This is a genomic window from Gordonia sp. J1A (genome assembly GCF_055393515.1).
Map to the genome: position 1 here is coordinate 3,700,723 of NZ_AP041607.1, position 26,499 is coordinate 3,727,221.

26 protein-coding genes are annotated in these 26,499 nt (G+C 67.6%); 14 read left to right on the forward strand and 12 right to left on the reverse strand.

Annotated elements, in window-relative coordinates; genetic code table 11:
* Positions 1-65: 65 nt before the first annotated feature.
* From ACZ5QD_RS17200 to ACZ5QD_RS17220, 5 genes are all read left to right on the forward strand, one after another.
* Positions 66-839 carry a hypothetical protein gene (locus ACZ5QD_RS17200; RefSeq protein WP_052692381.1) on the forward strand — a complete coding sequence of 258 codons (774 nt, stop codon included), beginning with the start codon at positions 66-68 and terminating at the stop codon, positions 837-839.
* 363 nt (positions 840-1,202) lie between these two features.
* The gene (gene aceA, locus ACZ5QD_RS17205) at positions 1,203-2,495 is read left to right on the forward strand and encodes an isocitrate lyase (protein WP_006894192.1); all 1,293 of its coding nucleotides are present in this window, start codon (positions 1,203-1,205) and stop codon (positions 2,493-2,495) included.
* Between the two features lie 158 nt (positions 2,496-2,653).
* The gene (locus ACZ5QD_RS17210; protein ID WP_006894193.1) at positions 2,654-3,535 is read left to right on the forward strand and encodes a 3-hydroxybutyryl-CoA dehydrogenase; all 882 of its coding nucleotides are present in this window, start codon (positions 2,654-2,656) and stop codon (positions 3,533-3,535) included.
* Between the two features lie 9 nt (positions 3,536-3,544).
* Positions 3,545-5,866, forward strand: a complete 2,322-nt coding sequence (gene metE / locus ACZ5QD_RS17215) for a 5-methyltetrahydropteroyltriglutamate--homocysteine S-methyltransferase (protein ID WP_006894194.1) — start codon at positions 3,545-3,547, stop codon at positions 5,864-5,866.
* Positions 5,867-6,069: 203 nt separating this feature from the next.
* The gene (locus tag ACZ5QD_RS17220; protein ID WP_006894195.1) at positions 6,070-6,759 is read left to right on the forward strand and encodes a hypothetical protein; all 690 of its coding nucleotides are present in this window, start codon (positions 6,070-6,072) and stop codon (positions 6,757-6,759) included.
* A gap of 77 nt (positions 6,760-6,836) precedes the next feature.
* Here ACZ5QD_RS17220 and ACZ5QD_RS17225 read toward each other — a convergent pair whose 3' ends face one another.
* From ACZ5QD_RS17225 to echA20, 4 genes are read right to left on the reverse strand one after another with little or no spacing between them, the layout of a single operon-like run.
* Positions 6,837-7,940, reverse strand: a complete 1,104-nt coding sequence (locus ACZ5QD_RS17225; protein ID WP_346076628.1) for an NAD(P)H-dependent flavin oxidoreductase — start codon at positions 7,938-7,940, stop codon at positions 6,837-6,839.
* Positions 7,937-8,704, reverse strand: coding sequence for a CoA-transferase subunit beta (locus ACZ5QD_RS17230; protein WP_464366967.1), 768 nt, complete (start codon positions 8,702-8,704; stop codon positions 7,937-7,939). The genes ACZ5QD_RS17225 and ACZ5QD_RS17230 overlap by 4 nt, the downstream gene beginning before the upstream one ends.
* Positions 8,701-9,597 carry a CoA transferase subunit A gene (locus tag ACZ5QD_RS17235; protein ID WP_006894198.1) on the reverse strand — a complete coding sequence of 299 codons (897 nt, stop codon included), beginning with the start codon at positions 9,595-9,597 and terminating at the stop codon, positions 8,701-8,703. Before ACZ5QD_RS17235 ends, ACZ5QD_RS17230 begins: the two co-directional genes overlap by 4 nt.
* 6 nt (positions 9,598-9,603) lie before the next feature.
* Complete coding sequence (gene echA20, locus ACZ5QD_RS17240) at positions 9,604-10,365, reverse strand: (7aS)-7a-methyl-1,5-dioxo-2,3,5,6,7,7a-hexahydro-1H-indene-carboxyl-CoA hydrolase (RefSeq protein WP_006894199.1); 762 nt, start codon at positions 10,363-10,365, stop codon at positions 9,604-9,606.
* A gap of 79 nt (positions 10,366-10,444) precedes the next feature.
* Here echA20 and ACZ5QD_RS17245 point away from each other — a divergent pair, with 79 nt between their 5' ends.
* Genes ACZ5QD_RS17245 through ACZ5QD_RS17255 form a run of 3 tightly spaced genes read left to right on the forward strand, consistent with a single transcriptional unit; the run spans position 10,445 to position 12,996 of the window.
* Positions 10,445-11,224 (forward strand): SDR family oxidoreductase, encoded by a 780-nt coding sequence (locus tag ACZ5QD_RS17245; protein WP_006894200.1) that lies wholly within the window; start codon positions 10,445-10,447, stop codon positions 11,222-11,224.
* Between the two features lie 53 nt (positions 11,225-11,277).
* Complete coding sequence (locus tag ACZ5QD_RS17250; RefSeq protein ID WP_006894201.1) at positions 11,278-12,174, forward strand: SDR family oxidoreductase; 897 nt, start codon at positions 11,278-11,280, stop codon at positions 12,172-12,174.
* A 12-nt stretch (positions 12,175-12,186) separates the two neighbouring features.
* On the forward strand, positions 12,187-12,996 hold the full coding sequence (locus tag ACZ5QD_RS17255; protein ID WP_006894202.1) for a crotonase/enoyl-CoA hydratase family protein: 810 nt from the start codon (positions 12,187-12,189) through the stop codon (positions 12,994-12,996).
* Between the two features lie 22 nt (positions 12,997-13,018).
* On the opposite strand, the gene ACZ5QD_RS17260 is transcribed toward ACZ5QD_RS17255, so the two are convergent.
* Positions 13,019-13,900: an oxygenase MpaB family protein gene (locus ACZ5QD_RS17260; RefSeq protein WP_464366968.1), complete on the reverse strand. Its 882-nt coding sequence runs from the start codon at positions 13,898-13,900 to the stop codon at positions 13,019-13,021.
* A 91-nt stretch (positions 13,901-13,991) separates the two neighbouring features.
* Here ACZ5QD_RS17260 and ACZ5QD_RS17265 point away from each other — a divergent pair, with 91 nt between their 5' ends.
* A complete protein-coding gene (locus ACZ5QD_RS17265) occupies positions 13,992-14,576 on the forward strand; it encodes a TetR/AcrR family transcriptional regulator (RefSeq protein ID WP_062366235.1) in 585 nt (194 codons plus the stop codon).
* 19 nt (positions 14,577-14,595) lie between these two features.
* On the opposite strand, the gene ACZ5QD_RS17270 is transcribed toward ACZ5QD_RS17265, so the two are convergent.
* Positions 14,596-15,252 carry a GNAT family N-acetyltransferase gene (locus tag ACZ5QD_RS17270; RefSeq protein WP_006894206.1) on the reverse strand — a complete coding sequence of 219 codons (657 nt, stop codon included), beginning with the start codon at positions 15,250-15,252 and terminating at the stop codon, positions 14,596-14,598.
* Positions 15,253-15,441: 189 nt separating this feature from the next.
* Here ACZ5QD_RS17270 and fadD8 point away from each other — a divergent pair, with 189 nt between their 5' ends.
* Positions 15,442-17,046, forward strand: coding sequence for a fatty-acid--CoA ligase FadD8 (gene fadD8, locus ACZ5QD_RS17275; protein WP_464367283.1), 1,605 nt, complete (start codon positions 15,442-15,444; stop codon positions 17,044-17,046).
* Between the two features lie 122 nt (positions 17,047-17,168).
* On the forward strand, positions 17,169-18,293 hold the full coding sequence (locus ACZ5QD_RS17280; protein WP_464366969.1) for a lactonase family protein: 1,125 nt from the start codon (positions 17,169-17,171) through the stop codon (positions 18,291-18,293).
* A gap of 4 nt (positions 18,294-18,297) precedes the next feature.
* Here ACZ5QD_RS17280 and ACZ5QD_RS17285 read toward each other — a convergent pair whose 3' ends face one another.
* Positions 18,298-18,777, reverse strand: coding sequence for a nitroreductase family deazaflavin-dependent oxidoreductase (locus ACZ5QD_RS17285; protein WP_346076615.1), 480 nt, complete (start codon positions 18,775-18,777; stop codon positions 18,298-18,300).
* Position 18,778: 1 nt separating this feature from the next.
* Complete coding sequence (locus ACZ5QD_RS17290) at positions 18,779-19,942, reverse strand: steroid 3-ketoacyl-CoA thiolase (RefSeq protein ID WP_045537556.1); 1,164 nt, start codon at positions 19,940-19,942, stop codon at positions 18,779-18,781.
* A gap of 200 nt (positions 19,943-20,142) precedes the next feature.
* Here ACZ5QD_RS17290 and ACZ5QD_RS17295 point away from each other — a divergent pair, with 200 nt between their 5' ends.
* Both ACZ5QD_RS17295 and ACZ5QD_RS17300 read left to right on the forward strand, forming a co-directional pair.
* The gene (locus tag ACZ5QD_RS17295) at positions 20,143-21,369 is read left to right on the forward strand and encodes a cytochrome P450 (protein ID WP_081598037.1); all 1,227 of its coding nucleotides are present in this window, start codon (positions 20,143-20,145) and stop codon (positions 21,367-21,369) included.
* A complete protein-coding gene (locus tag ACZ5QD_RS17300) occupies positions 21,366-21,815 on the forward strand; it encodes a nuclear transport factor 2 family protein (protein WP_006894212.1) in 450 nt (149 codons plus the stop codon). The genes ACZ5QD_RS17295 and ACZ5QD_RS17300 overlap by 4 nt, the downstream gene beginning before the upstream one ends.
* 471 nt (positions 21,816-22,286) lie before the next feature.
* Here ACZ5QD_RS17300 and ACZ5QD_RS17305 read toward each other — a convergent pair whose 3' ends face one another.
* On the reverse strand, positions 22,287-22,739 hold the full coding sequence (locus tag ACZ5QD_RS17305; RefSeq protein WP_062366242.1) for a DoxX family protein: 453 nt from the start codon (positions 22,737-22,739) through the stop codon (positions 22,287-22,289).
* 116 nt (positions 22,740-22,855) lie between these two features.
* Here ACZ5QD_RS17305 and ACZ5QD_RS17310 point away from each other — a divergent pair, with 116 nt between their 5' ends.
* Positions 22,856-23,191: a winged helix-turn-helix transcriptional regulator gene (locus tag ACZ5QD_RS17310; protein ID WP_006894215.1), complete on the forward strand. Its 336-nt coding sequence runs from the start codon at positions 22,856-22,858 to the stop codon at positions 23,189-23,191.
* 16 nt (positions 23,192-23,207) lie between these two features.
* Here the strand turns inward: ACZ5QD_RS17310 and ACZ5QD_RS17315 are convergent, their stop codons facing one another.
* The 3 genes from ACZ5QD_RS17315 to ACZ5QD_RS17325 are packed head-to-tail and all read right to left on the reverse strand — an operon-like array spanning position 23,208 to position 26,456.
* The gene (locus tag ACZ5QD_RS17315) at positions 23,208-24,377 is read right to left on the reverse strand and encodes a thiolase domain-containing protein (protein WP_006894216.1); all 1,170 of its coding nucleotides are present in this window, start codon (positions 24,375-24,377) and stop codon (positions 23,208-23,210) included.
* Positions 24,377-25,420, reverse strand: coding sequence for a thiolase domain-containing protein (locus ACZ5QD_RS17320; RefSeq protein ID WP_062366244.1), 1,044 nt, complete (start codon positions 25,418-25,420; stop codon positions 24,377-24,379). Before ACZ5QD_RS17320 ends, ACZ5QD_RS17315 begins: the two co-directional genes overlap by 1 nt.
* Before the next feature lie 19 nt (positions 25,421-25,439).
* Positions 25,440-26,456, reverse strand: coding sequence for a Zn-ribbon domain-containing OB-fold protein (locus tag ACZ5QD_RS17325; protein WP_006894220.1), 1,017 nt, complete (start codon positions 26,454-26,456; stop codon positions 25,440-25,442).
* Positions 26,457-26,499: the final 43 nt, after the last annotated feature.

Below are 26,499 nucleotides of genomic sequence, written 5' to 3' on the forward strand. Positions count from 1 at the left end.
CGGGTGTTCAGTGCTCACGCGATGTGCCTCCATCCCCGCGGCTCTCCGCCGGGTACGGTGCCGGTGTGCTTCGCTCCATTCTGTCCCGTTCCGCACTCGCCCGTACCACCGCACTCGCGGCCGCCTGCGCGGGTCTGATCGGCGTCGCCGGATGCGGGGACGGCAGTGCGCAGGAGCCGACGTTGCCCAGCCTGCTGCTCACCAGCGATCAGCTGCCGCCGGACTTCACCGCGGTTCCGATGATGGTCAACGATCTGATCGTGTCGAATCGCAGCACGCTGGAACAGTCGAAGACGGTGGCCTTCACCCCGCCGGAGTGCGCGCCCACCGCTGATGCCGAGTTCAATCCGCAACTGACCGAGGACAACTCGGCTCTGCTGGTGGCGCGATCGGACACCGGAGTCTTCAGTGAACTGCTCTCTAGCGTCCGCCGCGACATCGATGCGGACCGTCGTGCGACGACGGGCCCGTGCGCGGTCGTGACGGCGGTTCCCAGCAAGGGCACGCTGGCCGGGGCGCACATCGTGACCACGACGGTGGAACTGCCCGCGCTCCGCGACTCGGCCGTGGAGCAGTCGTTCCTGGTGCGCAGCGATTCGGTGACCACGCTGCCCGGCGGCGCCGTCCGCGCCCGCGCGGGTCTGATGGGCAACATCCTGGTCCGGCGGCCCAGCGGCGAGACCGTCACGCTGCAGCTGGGCCTGTCGACCGACGAACGCGCCGTCAGCGAGCAGGAGCGCGCGGCGGTGGTTCCGGGTTCGGCGCTCGTCGCGGCGCCGGTGACCGACGACGAGTTCGTGCGGCTCGTTCGAGACGCCGTCACGCGTGCCGCACGCTGATCTTCCGTCGTTTCGCGCCGCGGCCGTCTGTGAAGTGCCGCACTTTCGGCCGCGGTGCCCGTCGCCGCCGAGTGCCGCGGTCGGTGTCGCGCGGCCGAGCGTCCCGCGACGAGTTTTCCCAGTACGCGCGTACTTTTTTGAGATTCGGCCCGTGAGGTTCACACATCAATATTTACAAGCTTTGCAAAACTCGTCGGTAACATGCCCGTTATTTGCATCCATGTAGGGATTGAACTGCAGGTTTTCCCTATGGCAACCTGATGTCAGGCATCGCCTCAAGGTGTCAACCGGTTCGCAAGAATCGGATGGGGCCGTAAACCCTCAAAGCACTGCGATCGAGCAGTTCTAACGAAAGCGAAGGCTATGAGCAACGTCGGAAAGCCGCGTACCGCCGCCGAGATCCAGCAGGACTGGGACACCAACCCCCGCTGGAAGGGCATCAAGCGCGATTACACCGCGGAGCAGGTCGCTGAGCTCCAGGGCAACGTCGTCGAGGAGCACACGCTCGCCCGCCGCGGCGCGGAGATCCTGTGGGAAGGCGTCACCAAGGGTGACGACAGCTACATCAACGCGCTCGGCGCACTGACCGGCAACATGGCCGTGCAGCAGGTCCGCGCGGGCCTCAAGGCCATCTACCTGTCGGGCTGGCAGGTCGCCGGTGACGCGAACCTCTCGGGCCACACCTACCCGGACCAGTCGCTGTACCCGGCCAACTCGGTGCCGTCGGTGGTCCGCCGCATCAACAATGCGATGCTGCGCGCCGACGAGATCGCTCGCGTCGAGGGCGACGACTCGGTCGACAACTGGGTCGTGCCGATCGTGGCCGACGGTGAGGCCGGCTTCGGTGGCGCTCTCAACGTCTACGAGCTGCAGAAGGCCATGATCGCCGCGGGTGCCGCAGGCACCCACTGGGAGGATCAGCTGGCTTCGGAGAAGAAGTGCGGCCACCTCGGCGGCAAGGTGCTGATCCCGACCCAGCAGCACATCCGCACCCTGACCTCGGCGCGTCTGGCCGCCGACGTCGCCAACACCCCGACCGTCGTCGTCGCCCGCACCGACGCCGAGGCCGCCACCCTGATCACCTCGGACGTCGACGAGCGCGACCGTCCGTTCATCACCGGTGAGCGCACCTCCGAGGGCTTCTACAACGTCAAGAACGGCATCGAGCCCTGCATCGCTCGCGCCAAGGCCTACGCTCCGTACGCCGACCTGATCTGGATGGAGACCGGCAAGCCCGACCTGGCCCTCGCGAAGCAGTTCGCCGAGGCCGTCAAGGCCGAGTACCCGGACCAGCTCCTGGCCTACAACTGCTCGCCTTCCTTCAACTGGAAGCAGCACCTGGACGACGACACCATCGCCAAGTTCCAGAACGAGCTGGGCGCGATGGGCTTCAAGTTCCAGTTCATCACGCTGGCCGGCTTCCACGCCCTCAACTACTCGATGTTCGATCTGGCCTACGGCTACGCTCGCGAGCAGATGAAGGCGTACGTCGACCTGCAGGAGCGCGAGTTCGCTGCCGAGGAGCGCGGTTACACCGCTACCAAGCACCAGCGTGAGGTCGGTGCCGGCTACTTCGACAAGATCGCCACCACCGTCGACCCGAACACCTCGACCGCGGCTCTGAAGGGCTCGACCGAAGAGGGACAGTTCCACTAGGAACCGACGCGACCTTCGCTTGAAAGGTTGACGATCTCGTGATGATCCCGGGGCAGTGGGGTATTGAACCCCAACTGCCCCGGGATCATTGCTAAACAGGTAGTACTCCGCCGTTCGCGCGGCGCGACACGTCAGACAACACTTCAGGAGCCTTCACAATGGCAGGTGAGAAGATTTCACGCGTCGGTATCATCGGCGCAGGTCAGATGGGTGCAGGTATCGCCGAAGTGTGTGCCCGCGCGAACGCCGACGTCCTCGTCTACGAGTCGACGCGCGAACTCGCCGCGGCCGGCCGCTCCCGTATCCTCCGCTCCCTCGACCGCGGCGTCAGCAGCGGCAAACTCACCGAGCGCGAGCGCGAGCAGGCCTCGTGGCGCCTGCGGTTCACCTCCGACCTCGGAGACTTCGCCGACCGCCAGCTGGTGGTCGAGGCGATCATCGAGGACGAGGAGGTCAAGACACAGATCTTCCGGGAACTCGACAAGGTGGTGACCGACCCCAACGCGGTACTGGCCTCCAATACCTCGTCGATCCCGATCATGAAGCTCGGCATGGCGACCGAGAACGCGAGCCGGGTCATCGGCATGCACTTCTTCAATCCGGTCCCGGTGCTGCCCCTCGTGGAACTGGTGACCACGCTGATGACCTCCACCGAGGTCAGCGAGCGCGCCGAGGCCTTCGCGCACGACGTGCTCGGCAAGCAGGTGGTCCGCTCGTCCGACCGTTCCGGCTTCGTGGTCAACGCGCTGCTGGTGCCGTACCTGCTGTCGGCGGTGCGCATGGTGGAGAGCGGATTCGCCACGGTGGAGGACATCGACAAGGCGATGGTGCTCGGCTGCGCACATCCGATGGGTCCGCTCAAGCTCACGGACCTCGTCGGGCTCGACACCGTCAAGGCGATCGCCGACAGCATGTACGAGGAGTTCAAGGAACCGCTGTACTCGCCGCCGCCGCTGCTGCTGCGCATGGTCGAGGCAGGGCGTCTGGGTAAGAAGTCCGGTCGCGGTTTCTATCAGTACGGCGACGGCGCGGCCAAGTAGGCGTGCGCCATGACACGCGCTGACGGCATCGAGTACGGGTCATCGATTCTCGGGTACCCGAGAATCGGTGCGCGCCGCGAACTGAAATTCGCGCTCGAGGACTACTGGCACGGCTCCGGCGATCGCGGGAAGCTCCTCGCCGCCGGCCGTGAGCTCGCCGAGTCGACGTGGCGTGAGCTCGCCGCCACCGGTCTCGAGCAGGTTCCGGGCAACACCTTCTCGTTCTACGACCACGTTCTCGACAACGCGCTGATGTTCGGGATGGTGCCGCGTCGCTTCGAGCCGCTGCACGCCGAGCTCGATCCGATCGACTTCTACTTCGCGATGGCTCGCGGCAAGCCCGACTTCCCGCCGTTGGAGCTGATCAAGTACTTCGACACCAACTACTACTACCGGCAGCCGGAGGTCGGCCCGGACACCGAGTTCTCGCTCGGCCGAGCGGGTTGGCTCAGCGAGAACCTGCTCGACGAGCATGCGCGCGCCGCGGAAGCGGGCATCGAACTGCGACCGATCATGCTGGGGCCGGTCAGCCTGCTGCTGATGAGCAAGCCTGCGGCCGACGCACCGGAAGGGTTCCGTCCGCTCGACCGGCTCGACGACCTGCTCGAGGTGTACATCGAGTTGTTCGAGAAGCTGGCCAAGCAGAACACCAAGTGTGTTCAGCTCGACGAGCCCGCTTTCACCTCCGACCGCACCGACGCCGATCTCGCGGCGCTCGCCCGCGCCTACGACCGACTCGGCGGCGCGGGGCTGCGTCCGCGGATCCTCGTCACCGGCGAGTACGGCGATCTGGGCCCGGCGCTCCCGATTCTCGCGGCGTCCAAGATCGAGGCGATCGGTCTCGATCTCGTGTCCGCGCCCATGACGCCGAGCATGCTGATGGAGATCGCCGGGCTCCGCCGCAAGCGGCTGTACGCGGGGGTGATCGACGGCCGCAACGTCTGGAAGGCGGCCAAGGGCGGGAAGCTCGACTACCTGCTCCAGATCAAGAAGGTGATCCCCGATCTCGTCGTGTCGACGTCGTGCACCCTGATGCACGTCCCGGTCGACAAGCTCATCGAACCCGACCTTCCCGGCGATGTGGCCGACCGGCTCTCGTTCGCCAAGCAGAAGGTCGCCGAGGTGATCGCGCTGGCGAAGGCGATCTCCGAGGGGGCGCCCGAACACTGGTACACGCGTCCGGCGACCGTCCACTTCAAGCTCAAGCACGAGGTCCGTCAACGAGTCGCCAATATCCGACCGGACCAGCGCGAACGAGCTCCGTACGCCGAACGCCGGAGGGCCCAGGCCGCAGTCCTCGGGCTGCCGCCGGTGCCGACGTGCACGCTGGGGTCGTTTCCGCAGACCGCGGACATCCGACGCGCCCGGTACTACTACGGGCAGGGTCGGCTCACCTGGGACGAGTACGCCGAGCGGCTCCGCGAGGAGATCCGGCGGGTCATCGAGTTGCAGGAGGACATCGGGCTCGACGTCCTCGTCCACGGTGAACCCGAGCGCAACGACATGATCCAGTACTTCGCCGAACTGATGGAGGGCTACGCCTTCACCCACATGGGCTGGGTCCAGGTATACGGCTCGCGATACGTCCGGCCGCCGATCCTCTACGGCGATGTGAAGCGGCGGGGTCCGATGACGATCGAATGGATCACCTACGCGCAGTCGCTGACCGACAAGCCCGTCAAGGGCATTCTCACCGGCCCGGTCACGATGCTCGCACGGTCGTTCGTCCGGCAGGACCAGCCGCTGTACGAGACCGCCGAGCAACTGGCGCTGGCCGTCCGCGACGAGGTGGCGGATCTGGAGCGGGCGGGAATCAAGATCATCCAGGTCGACGAGCCGTCGATCCGGGAGTTGCTGCCTCTGCGCGAACGGGGCCGCGAAGGCTATCTCGACTGGGCGGTCGCGGCGTTCAAACTGGCGGTCGGCGGCGCGAAACCCGAGACGCAGATCCACACGCACCTCGGCTACTCCTCGATCGCCGAAGTTGTCGAGGCGTTCAACGCGATGGACGCCGACGTCACGTCGATCGTGGCGACGCGGTCCATCGACTGGGTGCTGAGCGAACTGACCGAGCACGGCACCGCCATCGAGCGCGGGGTGGGGCCGGGGGTTTACGAGAGCCGCAGCGCGGTGATCCCGGACATCGACACGATCGACGACCGTCTCACCCGGGCCGCGTCGGCGATTCCGATCGATCGGCTCTGGGCCAACCCGGACGGCGGATTGAAGACGCGGCACTACTGGCAACTGGAACCGGCACTCCGCAACATGGTTGCTGCAGCACGCAGGTTGCGGCGTCGGATGGACGCTGACAAAGCGCCTAAGGCGTAGATTCTGCTAGCAGTGAGCTAAAGGGTTGCGCTGGGGCGGACGGGTGGTAGTTGCGCAAGAAACCACGGTGAACACGACGTTTATTGCAGGCGGAAGTACTTTCAGTAGCAGTGACATCGACCACTCACACGCTCCTAGCGCTAGCATTTGCTAGCACATTGACGCACACTGGTGGTGCAAGTTAAAGCAAGCAAGGAGTTGCCATGAGCACCGCCGAACGTACTCTGCCCACCCCGGTCTACGCCGTCGTCGGCGCCGGCGACGTCGCCGTCCAGGAAGTCAAGGACGCCCTCGCCGAGCTGAAGAACCGCGCCCAGGCCTCGCGCGAGCGCACCCAGAGCCGCCTGGACGAGACCCGTAGCCGGATCACCGATCTGCCGACCGAGTTCCCGTCGATCGAGGAACTGCGCGCCAAGCTGACCGCTGACGAACTGCGCAAGGTCGCCGAGCCCTACATCGAGGCCACCACCGGCCTGTACAACTCGCTCGCCGAGCGCGGCGAGAGCGCCGTGGAGCGTCTTCGCCAGACCCCGTACGTCGAGGAGAACCTGGCTCGCGTCGAGAAGGTCTACAACGACGCCGTCGACCTGACCGAGGACGCCCTGGGCGCCGTCTCGACCCAGACCCGTGCCGTGGGCGAGCGCGCTGCCGCACTCGCCGGCCGCGCCGCCGACCGCGTCGAGGATGCGGCTGTCGCCGCCGACGAGGTCTCCGAGAAGCTGCAGGAGACCGCGGCGGACATCGAGAAGGCCGGCACCAAGGCCAAGGCCGACGCCGATGCCGCCGCCAAGAAGGTGAGCACCGCTGCCGCGCGCAAGCCGGCTCCGGCCAAGAAGGCCACCCCGGCCAAGAAGGCCGCGCCCGCCAAGAAGGCTGCGCCGACCGAGAAGTAGTTCCGGTCCGCCGAAACGGCCCCGACACTCGAGAGAGTGCCGGGGCCGATTCGTTGTCTGCGGAGCGTGGGAGACGCTCAGCGGGGAAGCGCGGCCAGGCGCGCGTGCGCTTGCGTCATGATCGAGGTGATCAGTTCCGCGCAGGACGGCAGATCGTCGATCATGCCGACCACCTGGCCGGACGCGAGCACGCCGGCGTCGGTGTTGCCGTCGACCAATCCGGCCTTGAGCAGCATCGGGGTGTTGCCTGCCATGATGATCTGCTGCCAGGTCCGCTCGCCCGACTTCTTCATCGATGCACCGTCGCGCAGCATGGTGGTCCACTTCATACCGGTGAGCTGCTTGAACTCGTTGGCGTTGCGCGCCGCGGCCAGCAGCGCCTTCGCGCGGGAACCGCTTTCGAGGGCGTTGACGAGCTCGGTCCGCAGCACGCGGTGCGGCATGCCGTCCACCTTGAGCGACACCACCGTGTCGTTCAGTCCCCGTTTGAGGTATTCGCGCTTGACGCTGTCCGGGACGGCGGAGTCACTGGTCAGGAGGAACCGGGTGCCCATCGCTATGCCTTCGGCGCCGTAGGCGAGTGCGGCCACCAGACCGCGACCGTCGAAGAAGCCGCCGGCGGCGATCACCGGGATCGACGTCGTCCCGTCGCCGCCGCCGAGGGCGTCGATCACCGACGGCAGCAGCAGCGTGGTCGCCACGCCGCCGGTGTGGCCGCCGCCCTCGCCGCCCTGCACGATGACGGCGTCGGCGCCCCATGACGCGACCTTCACCGCGTGCTTGGCGGCGCCGATCGACGGCACCACCACCAGGCCGTTGTCTTTCAGCTTCGCGATCAGCTCCTTCTTCGGAGCCAGCGCGAACGAGGCGACCTTCACGCCTTCGCGGATCATCAGATCCACGCGCTCGGCCGCATCGGTCGCGTCCGCGCGCAGGTTGACCCCGAAGGGCTTGTCGGTCAGCGACTTGGTCTTCTTGATCGCGAACTCGAGTTCGTCGTAGGTCATCGTCGCCGATGCGAGGATGCCCAGTCCGCCGGCTTCGGCGGTGGCGGCCGTCAGTGACGGTCCGGAGACCCAGCCCATGCCGGTCTGCACGATCGGATAGTCGATGCCGACCAGTTCGGTGAAGCGAGTCGGCAGCGGAGCCGCGGGCGCCGGTCTGTTGTGAGGCGCGGTCACGACCGGACCTCGCGGTCACGGAGATTCTTGGGGTCGAGGACCTCGCGGATGAGCCGCAACTGTTCGTCGGTCGGGTCCGCGGTGGCCGGGGCCGATTCGAGGTCGGCCACCGGGAAGCCGGTGGCGTCGGCGACCGCCTCCGGCGTCACGCCCGGATGCAGCGACAGGGCCCGCATGGTGTGGCCGGGTCCGCGGAAGTCGAAAACGCCGAGGTTGGTGACCACTCGGTGGATGTTCAGATCGTCGAAGGCGGGATTGCGCTCGTCCACCTTGTCGAAGCCGACGCCGGAGACGATGTCGACCCGCTCCGGGAACACCCGAGCCGTATGGTTCCCGACCCAGTAGCTGGTCGGGTGGTTGATGGTGTTGCCGGGAGCGCCGCGCACGCCGAACATCTGGCGAGTCGGCTGCTGCAGCGGACCGAACGCCGAGAGGTTCTGGTTTCCGTAGCGGTCGATCTGGTTGGCGCCCATCACCACGTGCCGCCGGCCGGAGGCGACCACGTCGAACACCTTGCGGAAGGGCATCCACCCTTCCACCGGACCCGACTGGCCCACCGCGGGTGTGTCGGCCAGGATGAGCGCTTCGCCGTCGGTGATGAGCAGATCGGGTTCGGTGGTCAGTCGCGCCAGCCGGGCGCCGATCAGCGGAGTGGTGGCCATCGGCGACGCCATGATCTCGCCCGCGCCGGTGAAGATGTCGGCACACGCCGCGACGCAGTACTCGGCGCGGGTGATGACAGCGGTGGTCTCGGGACTGCTCACTTGGCTTCCTCCTGCTCGGCCTGCCACTTGGCGACCTCGGTCTGGTATCCGGCCTCGTCGACGTCGAGGAAGCGGGTCTTGAACGCCGACCAGCTCTCGTCGTCTGCCGCAGAGGTCGCGTAGTGCTTCAGGAACGCGTTGTCGCGGCCGTATCCGCCCGCGAAGGTGAAGTGTGCGCCGTTCGGGGTGTGGACCACGCGGTCGACGTTCATCCGGTTGATCAGAAGACGTTCGCGGGCGACGGAGTCCACCAGTTCCTCGGTGGGGACCACCTGGTCGGCTTCCAGATAGCGGCGCCGCGCCGCGGCCAGGTACAGATCGTCGAAGTACGGATCGACTCCGGTGTAGGCGGCGTTCCCGTGAGGATCGGCGATGTCGAGGTGGACGAATGCCGCGTCGAGCTCGAGCGCGGGCATCGCGATGAGAGTCTGGGTGCGTCCGTCGGCATCCGGATACGGGGATTCGACGGTTTTGAGCTCGCCTTCCCAGAAATCGGGGACGGCGGAGCCGAGTCCGGCGCGGATGGGCAGGAAGGGCAGGCGTGCGGCGGCGGCCTCCAGGCCGCACTTGACCATGCCCTCGTCCATCTCGCGGGCCTCGATGGCGCCGGACAGACGCGCCTTGGCGAACCAGGGATCGTAGAACGGTGCGGCGTCGAGGGAGACGAAGCCGTAGTACGCGCGCTTCACCTTGCCCGCCGCGCACAGCAGCCCGAGGTCGGCGCCGCCGTAGGTCACCACGGTCAGATCCTTCACATCCGAGCGGGCGATGGCGCGGACCAGCGCCATCGGCTTGCGCCGGGAGCCCCAGCCGCCGATGCCGATCGTCATGCCGTCGCGCAGTTCGGCGACCACGTCGTCGAGGCTCGACGTCTTGTCAGTCTTGGTGGCCATTCGGTGTCAGTTCCCCTTCAGTGTCTTACCGGTCTCGACGAACGCGTCGCGGTGCTCGTCGGCCACTCCGGCCAGATTCAGTTCGTACGTGTAACGCTGCTCGAGCAGATAGCTGGTCTTGACGTCCACCGGATCGATACCGTTGATCGCCGCCTTGGCCGCCCGGATGACACGCGTGTCCTTGGCGTCGATCAGACGGGCGACCTCGAGCGCGGTCTCCAGCAGTTCCTCTCGCGGGACGGCCTTGTAGCAGGAGCCGAACTGCACCAGCTGCTGCGCGGTCACGTTCTGCGCGGTGTAGTACAGCGTCCGCATCAGGTGCTGCGGCACCAGGCGTGCCAGATGCGTGGCCGCGCCGAGCGCACCGCGATCGACCTCCGGCAGGCCGAAGACGGCGTCGTCGGAGGCGACGATCACGTCGGCGTTGCCGACCAGGCCGATGCCGCCGCCCACGCAGAAACCGTTGACCGCGACGATCACCGGGACCTCGCAGTCGTACACGGCGGAGAAGGCTGCGGCGCACCCGCGGTTGGCGTCGATCAGGGCACCGAAACCGGTGGTCTGCTGCATCTCCTTGATGTCGACGCCCGCATTGAAGCCGCGTCCCTCTGCTCGCAGGATGACCACGGAGGTCTCCGGATCGGCGCCTGCGGCACTGATCGCGTCGGCGAGTTCGAACCATGCGGCGCTGGGCAGCGCGTTGACCGGCGGAAAGTCGACCGTCACGGTGACGATGCCGGATTCGGCGCGGGCGGTGGTGATCGGCACACCGACTCCTTTGTCTGGGCTGGGTGGGGCTCTGACGAGCCACCCAAGCAAATGCTTGGTTGTTTGTTACAGTAGCACCATGACCGAAGCAGTGCACGGCCCGGTGAATCTGGGGCTGGCAGGGAGAATCGTCCTGATCACCGGCGGTGTCCGCGGGGTGGGCGCGGGAATCGCGCAAGTGCTCGACGACCTCGGCGCCACGCCCGTCGTCTGCGCTAGACGCCCGGGCGACGACGACCGCGAGTTCTATCCCTGCGACGTCCGCGACGGTGATGCGGTGGCCTCGATGATCGAGCAGATCGTCGCCGCGCACGGCAGGCTCGACGGCGTGGTGAACAACGCGGGCGGCTCGCCGTTCGCGCCGGCCGCGGATGCCTCCGACAACTTCTCCCGGAAGATCGTCGAACTCAATCTCGTCGCGCCGCTGATCGTCGCGCGCGCCGCGCACCGAGTGATGTCGACCCAGGACGGCGGCGGCGCCATCGTCAACGTGTCGAGCGTCAGCGGGCACCGGCCGTCCCCGGGCACCGCCGCCTACGGTGCGGCGAAGGCCGGTCTGGACAATCTCACCGAGACGCTCGCCGTCGAATGGGCGCCGTCGGTGCGGGTCAACTCGGTGGTCTGCGGCCCGGTGCAGACCGAGCTGGCGCATCTGCACTTCGGCGACGAGGCGGGGGTGGCCGCCGTCGGCGCCACCATCCCGATGGGCCGCATGGCCCGGCCCGCCGACATCGGCAACGCGGTGGCTTTTCTGCTGTCGCCGCTGTCGCAGTACATCACCGGTTCCACCGTCACCGTCCACGGCGGCGGCGAGAAGCCGGCCTTCCTGTCCGCCGCGAACGCCGGCAACGACGCCTGAGAACCGCGACGGTCGGGTAACCGCCGCAGACTTCCGAGAGAGAGTGAAGAGCATTGAGCAACAAGACCAATGAGGGCCGCGTCGTCATCGTCACCGGTGCCGGCCAAGGGATCGGGCGCGCACACGCGCACGCTTTCGCCGCCGACGGCGCCAAGGTGGTGGTCAACGACTACGCGGCGGAATCGGCCGCGGCCGTCGTCGACGAGATCAGGGCGGCCGGCGGCGAGGCCGTCGCGGCGGTGGGCGACGTCGCCGACTGGGACACCGGCGCCGCGATCGTCGCGACTGCGATCGATGCCTTCGGCCGTCTCGACGCGCTGGTCAACAACGCGGGATTCCTGCGGGACCGGATGCTGCTCTCGCTGAGTGAGGACGAGTGGGATTCGGTGGTCCGCGTGCACCTCAAGGGGCACTTCGTGATGCTGCGTCATGCCGGAGCGCACTGGCGCGCCCAGGCCAAAGCCGGTGAACGCGTGCAGGCCCGGATCATCAACACCAGCTCGGGAGCCGGCATCTTCGGCTCGGTGGGGCAGGGCAACTACGCCGCCGCCAAGGCCGCCATCGCCGAACTGACGATTCAAGCGGCCGCCGAACTCGGCGGATACGGGGTCACCGTCAACGGCATCGCCCCGGCCGCACGCACTCAGATGACGATGGGTGCGGGCGAGGCGATGGCCGCGCAGATGGCGGCGCCGGAGGACGGCTCCTTCGACGCGATGGATCCCGCGAACATCTCGCCGCTGGTGGTGTGGCTGGGCTCGCCGGCGTCGGCCTCCGTCACCGGGCGGCTCTTCGAGGTCGAGGGCGGCCGCGTCACGGTGCTCGACGGCTGGCAGCGTGCGGCCTCGCGCGACAAGGGCGCGCGCTGGGAGGTCGCGGAGCTGACTCCGGTGGTCGCCGAGCTGATCGACGCTTCACCGGTCCAAGTCAAGGCATACGGCGCCCGCTGAGAGGGCTCGCAGATGTCTGAGACCGCGGAGGGATCGGTCCGCTACGAAGCGTGCGACGGCGTCGCCGTGGTGACGCTGAACCGGCCCGAGGCGCTGAACGCGATCGACGGGGCAGTCGCGACCGGGCTGGGGGAGGCGCTGGAGAGGGCCTCCGCCGATCGCGCGGTGCGGGCGGTGGTGCTCACCGGAGCGGGCCGAGCCTTCTGCGCGGGGGCCGACCTCAAGGCCGTCGCACGCGGTGAGCCGATCATCGACGACACCCATCCGGAGTGGGGGCTGGCGGGGCTGGTGCGGCACTGGACCGACAAGCCGCTCATCGCGGCGGTCAACGGAACGGCGCTCGGCGGCGGGACCGAACTCGCTCTCGCCTGCGATCTCGTGGTCGCCGCCGACTCCGCGGTCTTCGGACTGCCCGAGGTGAAACGCGGACTGATCGCCGGTGGCGGCGGTGTGATCCGGTTGGCGCGGCAGCTTCCGCTCAAGCGGGCCCTGGAGATGATCCTCACCGGCGACGGGGTCGACGCCGCGACCGCCTGCGAGTGGGGACTGGTCAACCGCGTCGTCCCGGCCGCCGAGGTCCTGGACACCGCGCTCGCATTGGCGCACCGGATAGCGGCCAACGCACCGCTGGCGGTACAGCTCAGCAAACGCGCCGTCTACCGGACACATCAGGGCCGGTCGGAGTGGGACCCCGAATGGGGCGCCGAAGAGCCCTGGGCCGTCAATCAGGAGGCCGGGCTCACGGTCCTCGCCTCCGCTGACGCGAGGGAGGGACCGCGCGCGTTCGCCGAGAAGCGCGAACCGGTCTGGCGCGGAGAGTAGGTCTCGGGTATCGGCGGTCCGATCAGTACCTGACCGGGCATCCGGGCGGTGCGAAGGTGCCCATCCGCTCGATGTCGAAGCCGTTCGGATAGCTCTTGATCCGGGGCAGATCGTGAACATGTCGCGGCCGCCGACGCCGGGGCAGCAGTGAGACCAGCCGGCCCCGGATTCGGAGGCCTGCCCTCGACGCGAACCGCAGCGCGGCGGGCGGACGCCGGTAGCCGAAGGCGTCGAGCAGTGCGTCGTCCATCACCGACAGACTGAAGGCACCGATCAACGGTCGCAGCGGCGCCGGGTAGAAGGTCTTGAACAGGTCGATCGTGGCGTCGCCGGTGCGGCGGACGCCCGCGGTGCCGCCGGACCGGTAATGGGCGGCCTCGTACGAGTCCATCAGAGCTGCGAACTCCTCGTAGGTCTCCGGTACGTCCTTGATCGCCATGTGTCTGCCGAGTTGCCGGTAGTACAGCACGGTCGCGCGGATCTCGTCGTCGGTGAGCGGGCGTCTGCCGTAATCGCCGATCCAGCGGACCGGCACGACGACGAAGGTGGCCAGTACGTACCGCATGTCGTCGTTGCTGATCTCGAACATCTTGTGCATCTGGTTGATCCGGCGAATCGCGGCCCTGCCGTCGGTGCTGTCGAAGCCTTTCAGGAGCGGCACCTCGAGCAGGACGGCGGTGTCGTCGTACCGCTTCTGCGGTCGGTCGCGGAACTCGCCGGTCCGGTCGAGGAGGTCGCCGATGCTCGGGACCGCGTACGTCCGGAACAGCGCGAAGCTCAGCGCTTGATTGATGTCCCAGGGGAACTCGTACGTGGCCAGGGCACGGTAGATCTCGTGGAACTCGGTCTCCGGATCCATGCCCGCGGTCCGGGACGGTGTCTGGACCAGCGTCTTGAGTGTCATCGGTCGGCTCCTGCCTGTCGGTGAGCTCACTGTAAGTTGAGTTATAGTTTTGTGCAAGGGGTCACGTCGCAGGTGAGGGAGGTGGGTTCGCATGGTGAAGAAGCAATCGGTGCCGTCCGAGCATGCGCGCAGGCGGTTTCTGGACGCGGGCCTGGAGGTGCTGGGGGAACACGGGCACGCGGGTCTCAAACTGGCGCAGGTCTGCCGGGTCGCCGGCACGACGACGGGCAGCTTCTATCACGCCTTCGCGGACTGGGCCGAGTACAAGTCGGCGCTGATCGACTACTGGCGAGAGGAACACAGCCGCAGACCGATCGGAGACGCGATCGCCGTCGACGACCCCAGGGAGCGGATCGACTTCCTGATCGGCGTCGGCCTCGGGCTCGACCGTGCCTCCGAAGCGGCGATCCGGGTCTGGTCGACCCACGATTCCGGGGTGCTGGCGCACTTGGCGGAGGTCGACCGGGAGCGCGCGGAGGTGATTCGCGAGACGTCGGCCGAGGTCATCGGTGACGCCGACAGGGCGGAGAAGTTCGCGCAGGTGGCCATGTACCTGCTCATCGGCTACCAGATGGGGACGGTCGATTCGCTGGACGCGCTGCGGTTCGGCTTCGAGTCCATGCTGGCCGGCGCAATGGGCGACGGGCCCGGTCCGTCGTGGACCGGGCCCGCCTGAGGGTCTGCAGGGTGCCGCGTCAGGCGCTGGGGGCCCGCACCACCATCGGGACGCCAGGGAACAGCGCTGCCATCTCCGAGCGCGACTTGCGCAGCGCCGCAGTGCCGTAGCCGCGCTTGCGTGATTCCGGGCGAATCCAGATGCGGACGTCGACCTCTCCGTCGTTCAGTTCGCCGAAGACGATGCCCACCTTCTGGTCGCCTTCCACGGCCACCAGCCAGACGGCGTCTTCGGCGTCGACGCGGTCGACGCCCTTGGTGATCTCGTCTGCGACGTCCCCGGCCGGCGCGCCCGACCCGTCGCCTGCGACACCCTGTTCGGCGGTGCGTTCGGCGAACAGATCGGCGTCGTCGTCGGCGGAGAAGGGACGGAGGTCGAGGCTGTCGCCCGAACTCGCCGGCCGCTCGGCGAGCGTGAAGGTGATCTCCTCGTTGAGATTGTCGAGTTCGGCCTGGTTGTGGCGCCGCTCGGTCTTGGTGAGCTGGTAGAAGGACATGTTCAGGACCGCTTCGGCGCCCAGTTTCGACTTGCCGAGAAGGTCTGCGATCGCAGTCGCCGCGGCATCGCGATCCTCTGCGTCGACGATCGCGTCGAGTACCTCGTGCCGCCGCTCCATCGCGGTCAACAGCGCGTCGGTGATGTCTCGTCGGGTTGCTGCCTGGTCCAGATCCGTCATATCTCGATACTAGGTCCGATCCCGGCCGAACGGTTGGACTTCTTTTCGCCGGTCGCGATCTCGGCGCTCTTTTCGTGACGGGATCCCGAATCGGAGACGTCTCGAGAGAGTCTGTGCGGCAACAGTTTTCGATCGGGTGCTTCCAGTCAGCTAGAACACGTTCTAGTATTTGCGCACATGGGATCCGAAATGACTGCGGCCGACGCGCTGCGCAACCCCGTCCACCTCGGCGACCTGATGGTCGCGGCCCTGCGCCGTCACCGGGACAAGCCGGTTCTGAAGCTCGGCGACGCCGAACTCACCGGCGGTGAGATGGCCGACCAGATCAGTCGCTACATCCAGGCCTTCGAGGCGGCCGGTGCAGGCACGGGAACCGCCGTCGGGCTGCTCGCACTGAACCGCCCCGAGGTGCTGTTCGTGATCGGAGCGGGCCAGACGCAGGGCTGGCGCCGAACGGCGCTGCACCCGCTCGGGTCGCTCGACGATCACGCCTACGTCCTCTCGGACGCGGGCGTGTCGACGCTGGTCATCGATCCGAATCCGATGTTCGTCGAGCGAGCGGTGGAACTGGTGAAGCGGGTCGACGGGCTCACCCGGGTCCTCACCCTCGGCCCGGTACCCGCTGAGCTCACCGACATCGGCGTGGACATCGTCGCCGCCGCTCAGAGGTACCCCGTCCGAGAACTGACCGCCGCGGTGCTCGATCCCGACCACGTCGTCTCGATCACCTACACCGGCGGCACCACCGGAAAGCCCAAGGGCGTCATCGGGACCGCCCGCGCGATGTCGACGATGACGCAGATCCAGCTGGCCGAGTGGGAATGGCCCGAGCGGCCGAAGTTCCTGATGTGCACTCCGCTCTCGCATGCGGGCGCGGCCTTCTTCGTGCCCACCCTCATCAAGGGCGGCACGATGCTGGTCCTGAGCAAGTTCGATCCGGCGCTGGTCCTCGAGACCATCGAGCGGGAGCGGATCACCGCCACCATGCTCGTGCCGTCGATGCTGTACGCCCTGATGGACCACCCGGACTCCCGCACCCGCGATCTCTCGTCCCTTGAAACCGTCTATTACGGCGCGTCGCCGATGAATCCGGTCCGGCTGGCGGAGGCGATCGAGCGGTTCGGGCCGATCTTCGCGCAGTACTACGGCCAGTCCGAGGCGCCGATGGTCATCAGCTACCTGCGCAAAGACGAACACGACAAGGCCCGCCTCGGCAGTTGCGGACGCCCGTCGGCGTTCCTGCGCACGGCCCTGCTCGATTCGGAGGGCAACCGCGTGGCGCGGGGTGAGCCGGGTGAGATCTGCGTGTCCGGTCCGCTGCTGGCCGGCGGTTATCTCGGGCTGCCCGAGCAGACCGCCGAGACCTTCGTCGACGGCTGGCTGCACACCGGCGACGTCGCCCGCGAGGACGAGGACGGCTTCTGGTTCATCGTCGACCGCACCAAGGACATGATCGTCTCCGGCGGATTCAACGTGTTCCCCCGCGAGGTGGAGGACGTGGTCGCCGAGCATCCCGCGGTCGCACAGGTCGGGGTGATCGGCGTGCCGGATGAGAAATGGGGAGAGGCGGTGACCGCGGTGGTGGTCCTGCGCCCCGACGCCGATGCCGGGGACGCGGCGCAGACGCAGATCGCCGCGGACATCCAGGCCGCGGTCAAGGAACGCAAGGGTGCGGTGCAGGCGCCCAAACAGGTCGTGTTCGCCGAATCGCTGCCGTTGACGGCGCTCGGCAAGCCGGACAAGAAGGCGCTGCGCGCGCAGTTCTGGGAGGGTGCCGGCCGCGCCGTCGGATAGTTCGGCGGGAGAGGAGCCGGACGAGTGTGCAGGAATCGTGACAGTTCCGGCGTCGCCGGCCGGGAGACGATGAGCCCGAACCGGCCTCGCCTCTCGGGGCCACCGACAGCGAAAGTCCTGACATGGCTATTCTCCCGAACGGTGTCCGCGTCCGGCTGACGGCTCTTCTCACCGGCCTCGTCCTGCTGACCGCCGGGGTGCCGGGCACGGCACACGCCGGCACCCCGCATCCGCGCTTCCTGCTGACCGCTGGTACTGCGTCCCAGGGGATCAGCGTCCTGCGCGTCCACGACGACGGTGCACTCACGCCGGTCCCGGGCAGCCCCTTCGCCACCGGTCTCGGGGTGCTGTCGCTCGTGGTGAGTCCGGATGGAGAGAAGGTCTACGTTCCGCACGCACTCGACGGCGGGGTCAGCGGTTACCGGATCTCCGGCAGCGGCCGGCTCACTCCGATCCCGGGTGCCGATGTGAAGGTGGGCGGCGCGCCGACGGCCGCCCGGCTCACGCCCGACGGCAAGTATCTGTACGTGGTTCTCGGCGGCGTCCCCGGCCGGGTGACATCGTATCGCGTCACCGGCAGCGGCGCGCTGATCGCGACGGGGAAGCCGACCGCGCCGGTCGACGGGTTCAGCATGGTCGGTATGGGCGGCATCGACCCGAGCGGCACCCGGATGCGCGTGGTCAGCTACATCGGCAACACGATGACGAATTACGCCCTCGGCCCGGGCGGCGGCATCCGCCGTCTCGGTGTGACGCGGGTGGGTCTCGGGCCGGTCGCGCCCGGTTACTCGCCCGACGGTCGGTTCCTGTACGTCAGCGACGAGTTCTCCTTGGGACTGTCGGGATTCCGTATCGGCGACGACGGCTCCGTGACACCGACCCCGGGGTCTCCGTACCCCACCGGAGGCGTCCCGCACGGCATCGTCATGACACCGGACGGCAAGCGCCTGTACGTCCCGAACGCAGTCGGCACATCGATCGCCGCATACAACGCTCACGCCGACGGGCGGCTGACGCCGATCGCGGGCTCGCCCTACCCGGGGCCGGCCGGAACCCTCCCCGGGCAGGTGCTCCTACACCCGAACGGGCGCTACCTGTACGACATCGACGTGCTGACCGCACGGCTGACCTCGAGGGTGACCACCTATCGGATCGGGGCCGACGGGTCGCTCTCCCGGACGTCCCGACCGGAGGTGGACACCGGCGTGATCATGTCCGACGGCCCGATCGCCGCGATGACGCCGTGAGCGATCACACCGGTTCGCAGATCACGACCGGGATCTCGCGGTCGGTCCACGCGGCGTACGTGTCGAAGTCCGCGTACATCTCGACCAGCCGCGGCCAGAGTTCGGCGCGTTCGGCGTCGCCCGCGATTCGCGCCAGATAGTTGCGCTCTTCCCGGCCGATCTGGATCCGGACGGTCGGCTCATCGCGCACGTTGTAGTACCAGGCCGGATTGTTCGGCAGTCCGCCCTGCGAGGCGACGAGCACGATCGACTCGCCGTCGCGCAGGAACAGGAGCGGAACGGTGCGCTCCTGTCCCGACTTGCGCCCCGTCGTGGTGAGCAGGCAGACGGGTGTGGGGCGGCGCAGCGCGGCACCGACTCGCCAGGTCCCGCCCAGCCGTCCGCGCGTGAGCCGGTACAGCCGGGTGTTGAGCCGTGAACCGATCCTGATGATCCGCGCGACCACCGGCGAATCGAGTTGGGCCGGTCGGGAGCTCGCCTCCAAATCAGATCCGTTCGATGATGGTCGCGGTCGCCAGCGCGCCGCCGGCGCACATCGTGACGAGCGCGGTCTGCTTGTCGCTGCGCTCGAGTTCGTGCAACGCGGTGGTGAGCAGCCGGGAGCCGGTGCTTCCCACGGGGTGCCCGAGGGCGATGGCGCCGCCGTTGACGTTCACCTTGTCCATGTCGGCACCGTGCACCTGGGCCCAGCTGAGGACGACGGAGGCGAAGGCCTCGTTGATCTCGACCAGATCGATGTCGTTGAGATTCATCCCCGAGCGGGAGAGGACTCGTTCGGTGGCCTGAACGGGTCCGTCGAGGTGGTAGTACGGTTCGGCTCCGACGAGGGCCTGGCTCACCAGCCGGGCGCGCGGACGCAGGCCGAGGGCCTTGGCCTTGTCCTCGTCCATCAGCAGCACGGCCGCCGCGCCGTCGGAGATCTGCGACGAGTTGCCGGCGGTGTGGATGCCGCCCTCGATCACCGCCTTGAGTCCGTTCAGCGACTCGGCCGTGGTGTCGCGCAGACCCTGATCGCGGTTCACCTCGAGGATCTGACCGGTCAGCTCGCCCTCCTTGGTGCGCTCGGGCGCCTTGACCGTGAGGACCTCGCGGTCGAAGCGGCCCTCGTCCCACGCACGCTTGGCCTTGGTCTGCGAGGCGAGCCCGAGTGCGTCGACGTCGGCGCGGGTGATGCCCCGGCGCTTGGCGATCCGCTCGGCGGCGTCGAACTGGTTGGGCATGTCGATGTCCCATGATTCGGGGCGGCGGGGGCCCGCATCCGTGCCGACGTTGGCGCCGAGCGGCACGTGTGACATGCATTCGACGCCGCAAGCGATGCCGATGTCGATGGTGCCGGTGGCGATCAGGCCGGCGACCATGTGATTGGCCTGCTGTGCGGATCCGCACTGGCAGTCGATGGTGGTGGCGCCGGTCTGCCACGGCAGGCCCGAGTGCAGCCACGCGGTGCGCGTGACATTGTTGCCCTGCTCGCCGACCTGCATGACGCAGCCGCCGACCACCTGCTCCACCAGGCCCGGATCGATTCCCGCGCGTTCGACGACGCCGCGCTGCGCCGCACCGAGGATCTCCGCCGCATGCAGGCCCGACAGCCAGCCGTTGCGCTTGCCGATCGGAGTACGGACCGCTTCGACGATCACCGGTACACCCATGCCAACTCCTTGTTCGAGAAACGTTTCTCCGTCAAAACTAGAACAAGTTCTTGTTCGCGTCTATCCAGTGTGGCAGAGTGTGAGTTACGCAAATTGTAACGGGTTCTCGTTCCGATCGAGACCGGAGAACATGGCCAGAGAATTGAGGTGATGACGTGACTCAGGCGCAGAGCGTTGAAGCGTCCGGCACGTGTCCGTTCATGCATCAGGAGGGGTGGGATTTCACGAACCCGGACCTCCTGGTCGAGGGTATTCCCGTCAAGGAGTTCGCCGAGCTCCGCAAGACCGCGCCGGTGTGGTGGAACGCTCAGCTGCCCGGCAAGGGCGGCGGCTTCCATGACGGCGGCTACTGGGCCGTCACCAAGCACGAGCACATCCGTGAGATCTCGAAGAACGCCGACGACTGGTCGGCGAACGAGAACGGCGTGATCATCCGCTTCGAGGACGACATGGACCCGGAGCAGCTCGAGGTCACGAAGACCCTGCTGATCAACCACGATCCGCCCGAGCACACGCGCCTGCGCAAGGTGGTCTCCCGTGCGTTCACGCCGAAGGCGGTCCACGCGCTGGAGGAGAAGCTCGACGCCGCCGCGCGAGAGATCGTTCAGAAGGCCGCAGACGAGGGCAAGGGCGACTTCGTCCACCAGGTCGCCGTCGACCTGCCGCTGCTGGCGATCGCCGATCTGCTCGGCGTGCCCGAAGTGGACCGGATGAAGCTCTTCGACTGGTCGAACTCGATGATGAACGCCGATGACCCGGAGTTCACCACGGACCCGCTCACCGCGAACATGGAGATCCTCGGCTACGGCTACAACATGGCCGAGGAGCGCAAGAAGTGCCCGGCCGACGACATCGTCACGCAGCTGATCGAGGCCGACATCGACGGTCACGGTCTCACCGAGGCGGAGTTCGGCTTCTTCTTCATCCTGCTGACGGTCGCGGGCAACGAGACCACCCGCAACGCCATCACGCACGGTATGAACGCCTTCCTGGACAACCCGGATCAGTGGGAGCTGTTCAAGAAGGAGCGTCCGGCCACGGCGGTGGACGAGATCGTCCGGTGGGCGACTCCGGTCAACGTCTTCCAGCGCACGGCCAAGCACGACACCCAGGTCGGCGGCGTCGACATCAAGGCCGGTCAGCGCGTGGGCATGTTCTACGGTTCGGCGAACTACGACGAGGACGTCTTCGAGGATCCGTTCACGTTCAACATCCTGCGCGATCCGAACCCGCACGTCGGCTTCGGTGGCAACGGCACGCACTTCTGCATCGGCGCCAACCTGGCTCGCATGGAGATCAACCTGATGTTCAACGCGCTCGCCGACCTGGTGCCCGACATCACCAAGCTCGAGCAGCCGCGCCGGCTGCGTCACGGCTGGATCAACGGCATCAAGGAACTGCAGGTCGATTACGGGACGAAGTCTTGACCGACACCCAGAACTCTCCCGCGTATCTGAACATCGACCGCGCGAACCATCCGGCGGTACTCGCCGGGCGGCGCTCGCGGGAGGCCGTCGAAGCTCGTGACAAGGCGGCATGGCTGGCGAACTTCGCCGCGAACGGATCCGTCGAGGATCCGGTCGGCCCGTCGATGTTCGACGAGGAAGGGCGGGGTCATCGGGGCGCCGACGGGCTGTCGGCGTTCTGGGACAAGGCGATCGCACCGACCGAGAGCATCGACTTCCAGTTCGAGAAGGAGATCATCTGTGGTCGCGAGGTGGCCTACATCGGCACCATCGTCACCCGGATCGGCGGCCACATCTCCGAGGCCGAAGGCGTGTTCACCTACAAGGCGGACGAGAACGGAGACCTGGAGGCGCTCCGCGCGTTCTGGGAGGTCGAGGCGACGATGAAGTCGTTCCGGCCCCAGTAGGTCTGCGGATGCAGTAACGGGCGAAGAAGTCCCGGCGACCGAGATGGTCGCCGGGACTTCTTCATGTTGAGCCTCGCGGCTGCGCCCGACGGACCCGCGTTCGCCTCGATGCGCTCCGTCGCTTCGCTCCTGCGCTTACTCGACTGGCCCTGAGCGGTGCCCCAGGGCAGTCGAGTAGGACGAGGCGCTAGCCGAGGCCGTATCGAGGCTGACGCCCGTCTCGATGCGCTCCGTCGCTCCGCTCCTGCGCTTACTCGACTGCCCTGGCGGAACGGCCCGCTTACTCGGCTGGCTTGACGGAACGGTCCGCTTACTCGGCTGGCTTGACGGAACGGCCCGCTTACTCGACTGCCCCGGCGGAACGGCCCGCTTGCTCGACGACCCTGAGCGGGTGCCCCAGGGCAGCCGAGTAGGACGAGGCGCTAGCCGAGGACGTATCGAGGCCGCCTCGCTGCTGGAATCAACGGCCGTTCAGCTGTCGGCGCCGACCTTCTCGGGGGCCTTGTCCGCGGAGACCGCCTTGAGGAGGTGGGTGTCGACGGCCAGCACTCCCTGCTTGACGAAACCGACGGCCAGCAGGCCGGCGATCAGGGCCAGGACCAGTTCGTAACCGCCGTCCGAGGCCCAGAAACCCGCGTCGATGTGGGCGATGAAGATCGCGCCGATCATGTCGACGATCAGGATCACCGACACCACCGGAACCGCGAGGCCCACGATCAGCAGGCCGCCTCCGATCAATTCGGCCAGCGCGGCGAGCCAGGCGCTCACACCGGGGACCGGCGCGCCCATCATCTCGAAGTTGGCCTTGACTCCGTCCATGCCGAACGTGAAGAACTTCTGCCAGCCGTGGGCGAAGAAGATGACGCCGAGGATGATCCGGGCGATGCTGACGGCCAGGCCCTGGCCCTGCTTGAAGTAGGTCATGGTCGAGGTGACTCCTTGTGGGATCGTTCTGTTCTCGCCCACCGAGATGTGTGGGGTCACCGGAATTCAATCACTTACTTTTCGTAAGCGCAAAAGGTCAGGGCTAGTATCGAGGTATGATCCCGTTCGACGTCTTCGCGAAGCAGTGCCCGTCCCGGGAGGTGTTCTCGCACGTCACCGGCCGCTGGGGAGCTCTCGTGCTGGGCAAGCTGAAGACCGTTCCGCAGCGTTTCTGTGAATTGCGTGAGCAGGTGGAGGGCATCAGCGACCGGATGCTGACGCAGACGTTGAAGACGCTGACGAACGACGGCCTCGTCGTGCGGACGATGTCCGACGAGAGGCCGTCGCACCCGGAGTACTCGCTGACCGACTCCGGGGTGGAGGTGGCGCGCGCGGTGCGCGCCCTGGTGGAGGCTGTTCAGAACAACATGCCCGCGCAGGCGTACGTCTGACGCCCGCGCGGCGCGGCTAGGGCTTGTCCGCGCCGAGAAGCCACATCGAGAAGTACTGTGAGCCGCCGCCATAGGCGTGGCCGAAGGCCTTGCGGACATCGGGCACCTGGTGATCGCCGCCCTTGCCCATCACCTGGATCGCAGCCTCAGCGCACCGGATCATGCCCGAGGCGCCGATCGGGTTCGACGACAGCACGCCGCCGGACGCGTTGACGGGGAGCTTCCCGCCGATCTCGGTCTCTCCCGCCTCGGTGAGCTTCCAGCCCTCGTACTCCGGCATGAAGCCGAGGTTCTCCAGCCACATCGGCTCGAACCAGGAGAAGGGCACGTAGATCTCGGCCGTGTCCACCTCTTCCAGCGGATTGGTGATCCCGGCGGCCTTCCACAGCGCGGCCGAGGCGTCGCGTCCGGCCTGCGGGCTGACCACATTGCGGTGCGAGTACGAGAGCGGCTCGGTGCGCATGGCGGTCGCGTGCACCCACGCCACGGGGCGTCCTTCGGCGATCGCATCGTCCGCGGATCGCTCGTCGCCGAGCACCACCGCGCACGCTCCGTCGGACGACGGGCACGTCTCGTCGAAACGGATCGGATCCCACAGCATCTGCGAGGCCATCACCTTCTCGACGGTGATATCGGGCTGGTGCAGATGCGCGAGCGGATTCTTCGCGCCGTTGCGGCGGTCCTTGGCGGCGACCATCGCGCCGATGTGCGCCGGCGCCTTCGAATTGTTGATGTAGGCGCGCACGTGCGGGGCGAAGAATCCGCCCGCGCCGGCACCGACCGGCATCGTGAACGGCACCGGGATCGAGAGCGCCCACATGGCGTTCGACTCCGACTGCTTCTCCCAGGAGACGGCCAGCACGCGTCCGTGGACGCCGCTGCTGACCAGGGAGGAGCCCACGATCGCGGTGGACGCTCCCACCGAGCCCGCGGTGTGCACGCGGATCAGTCGTTTGCCGACCGCGCCGATGGCCTCGGCCATCGCCAGCTCCGGCATCATCGAGCCCTCGAAGAGATCGGGTGCCTTGCCGATCACGATGGCGTCGATGTCGTCGATCGAGACGTGGGCGTCGGCGAGTGCACGGTCGATCGCCTCGCGGACCATGCCCGCCATCGTCACGTCGGTGCGCTTGGCGACGTACTTGGTCTGGCCGGTTCCGAGGACGGCGACGCGATTGCGGCCCATCAGTTCTCTCCTCCTGCGAGTGTGACGACCATGTTCTGCTGCAACAGCGGTCCGCTGGTCGCGTGAGCGACCGCGGTGCGCGCGTTGCCCGCGAGGATCTCGTGCGCGGCGTAGCCGATGCGCTGAAGACCCACGGAGAACAGGGCGTTTCCGGTCAGGGCGCCGCCCGACGGGTTGATTCTGGTGCGGGCGCCGAGCCCGAGTTCGCGCGCGACGATCAGTTCCTGATGCGTGTAGGTGGCGTGGATCTCGGCGACGTCCACATCGCGCGAGCGGTCGCCGAACGCGGTGTTCGCGGCGAGTTCGGTGGACGGCGACCGCGTCAGGTCGCGTGCACCGAAATTGGGTGTGTCGATGCGGTGATCCCAGCCGGTCACCCACGCCGGGTTCGCGACCAGCTCACGGGCGCGGGCCTCGGAGGCCAACACCACGGCGGCACCGGCATCGGCGTACGGCGCGATGTCGTGAGCGCGTAGCGGATCGGCGACGTAGTCGGCGGCCAGCAGTTCCTCGACCGAGGCTCCGGTGGTGCGCGCGGCGACCGCCGCCATGTCGGCCTCGGTCCAGGCGCCCGACTCCAGGCCTGCGCGAGCCTGCAGGCCCGCGAGCGACCGGGCGTCCGGCCACAGCGGAGCCACCGTGTAGGGGTCGGTCTGCATCGCGAGCGTACGGTCGGAGTCGCCGGCCGAGGCCTTGCCGAATCCGTAGGCCAGTGCGATGTCGACCTCGCCGGTCGCGATCTTGACCCACGCCTCGTACAGAGCCCAGGCTCCGTCCATCTCGACGTGCGACTCGTTGATCGGCGGAACGGCGCCGATGGCGTCGATCGCGGAGATGAAGGAGAACGCGCGGCCGGCCAGGTAGTCCGACGATCCACTGCACCAGAAGTCGATGTCGGTGCGGCTGATGCCCAGATCGGCGTACAGCTTCTGGAAACAGGGGATCAGCATCTCGACGCCGTTGGTGGTGCCGGTCGATGCGGGGTCGTTGGTACTGTGCGCGAATCCCACGACTGCGATGCGCGGGAGTGTGCTGTTGCTCATGTGAATAGCTCCTTCCCGCTCAGAGGTGATTCCGGTACGCGTCGAAGTCGGCGTCCGGTTCGCCGCTCGGGGCGAAGTGGCTGATATTGCGCATGGTGTAGTCCCATTCGGCCTCGGGACGCCATACGGCCTTGACCCGCATGCCCATGCGTACCTCTTCCGCGGGGCAGTCGAGGATCAGGTGCAGGAACGGGATGTCGGCGCCGTCGAGCAGAACGTAGGCGGCGACGTAGGGCGGCTTGATCTGCTGCCCCAGGAAGGGCACGTTCACGATGCAGAAAGTGGTGACGGTGCCGGTGTCGGGCAGCTCCACCCGCTCGACGGTCGGGCTGCCGTCGGCCGGGCTCACGTACCGGGGTGGGAAGTACACCTCGCCGGTACGCACCCGACCGCCGATGAGACGGCCTGCCTTGAGGCCCTCGAGGTACCAGCTCTCGGACTCCGCGGCCGAATGCATGATGTCGGTGGTGATCGGCGTGGTGATGATGACGTCGCCCGCGTCGTCGACGATCATCTCGCCGGTCGCCTCCGGTGCGGTCTCCGGTGTCTCACCCAGGCTGAAGTGGGCGATGTCGGTGATCGCTCCGCTGCGCGCCGCATGCCACACGGCGTGGACGCGTGCGCCGACGCTCATCTGCGACGGCTCGTCGGCGTCCACCACGTGCAGCAGCGCGGTGTCGGCGCCGTCGAGCCTGATGAGGGCGAAGGCGAACGGCCGGTCGAGGATCTGGCCGTCGAGCGGCTCCGGCTGCCAGGACCAGCTCTCGACCGTGCCGACCGGCGCGACCTCCACAAGCGAGGTCGTCGGCTCCCCGGAGGAGGGGTCGAACTCGGCGGGAGGAACCGTGACGCGGCCGTCGGAGCCGCGGCTTCCGACGATGCGGCCGTCGCGCAGGGCGAGGGCGAACTGCGACAGGACCGGTCCGAGCGAGCGTGTGTAGGCGAAGGTGTTGGTCAGCTTCGCGGACAGGATTCGTGACTCGGGTGCGGGGACCTGCACCTCGGGAGTCGGGTGGGTTGCACTATTGGACACCACCAAAGTAGAACACGTTCTAGTATGTGTCGCAAGGGTTCGACGG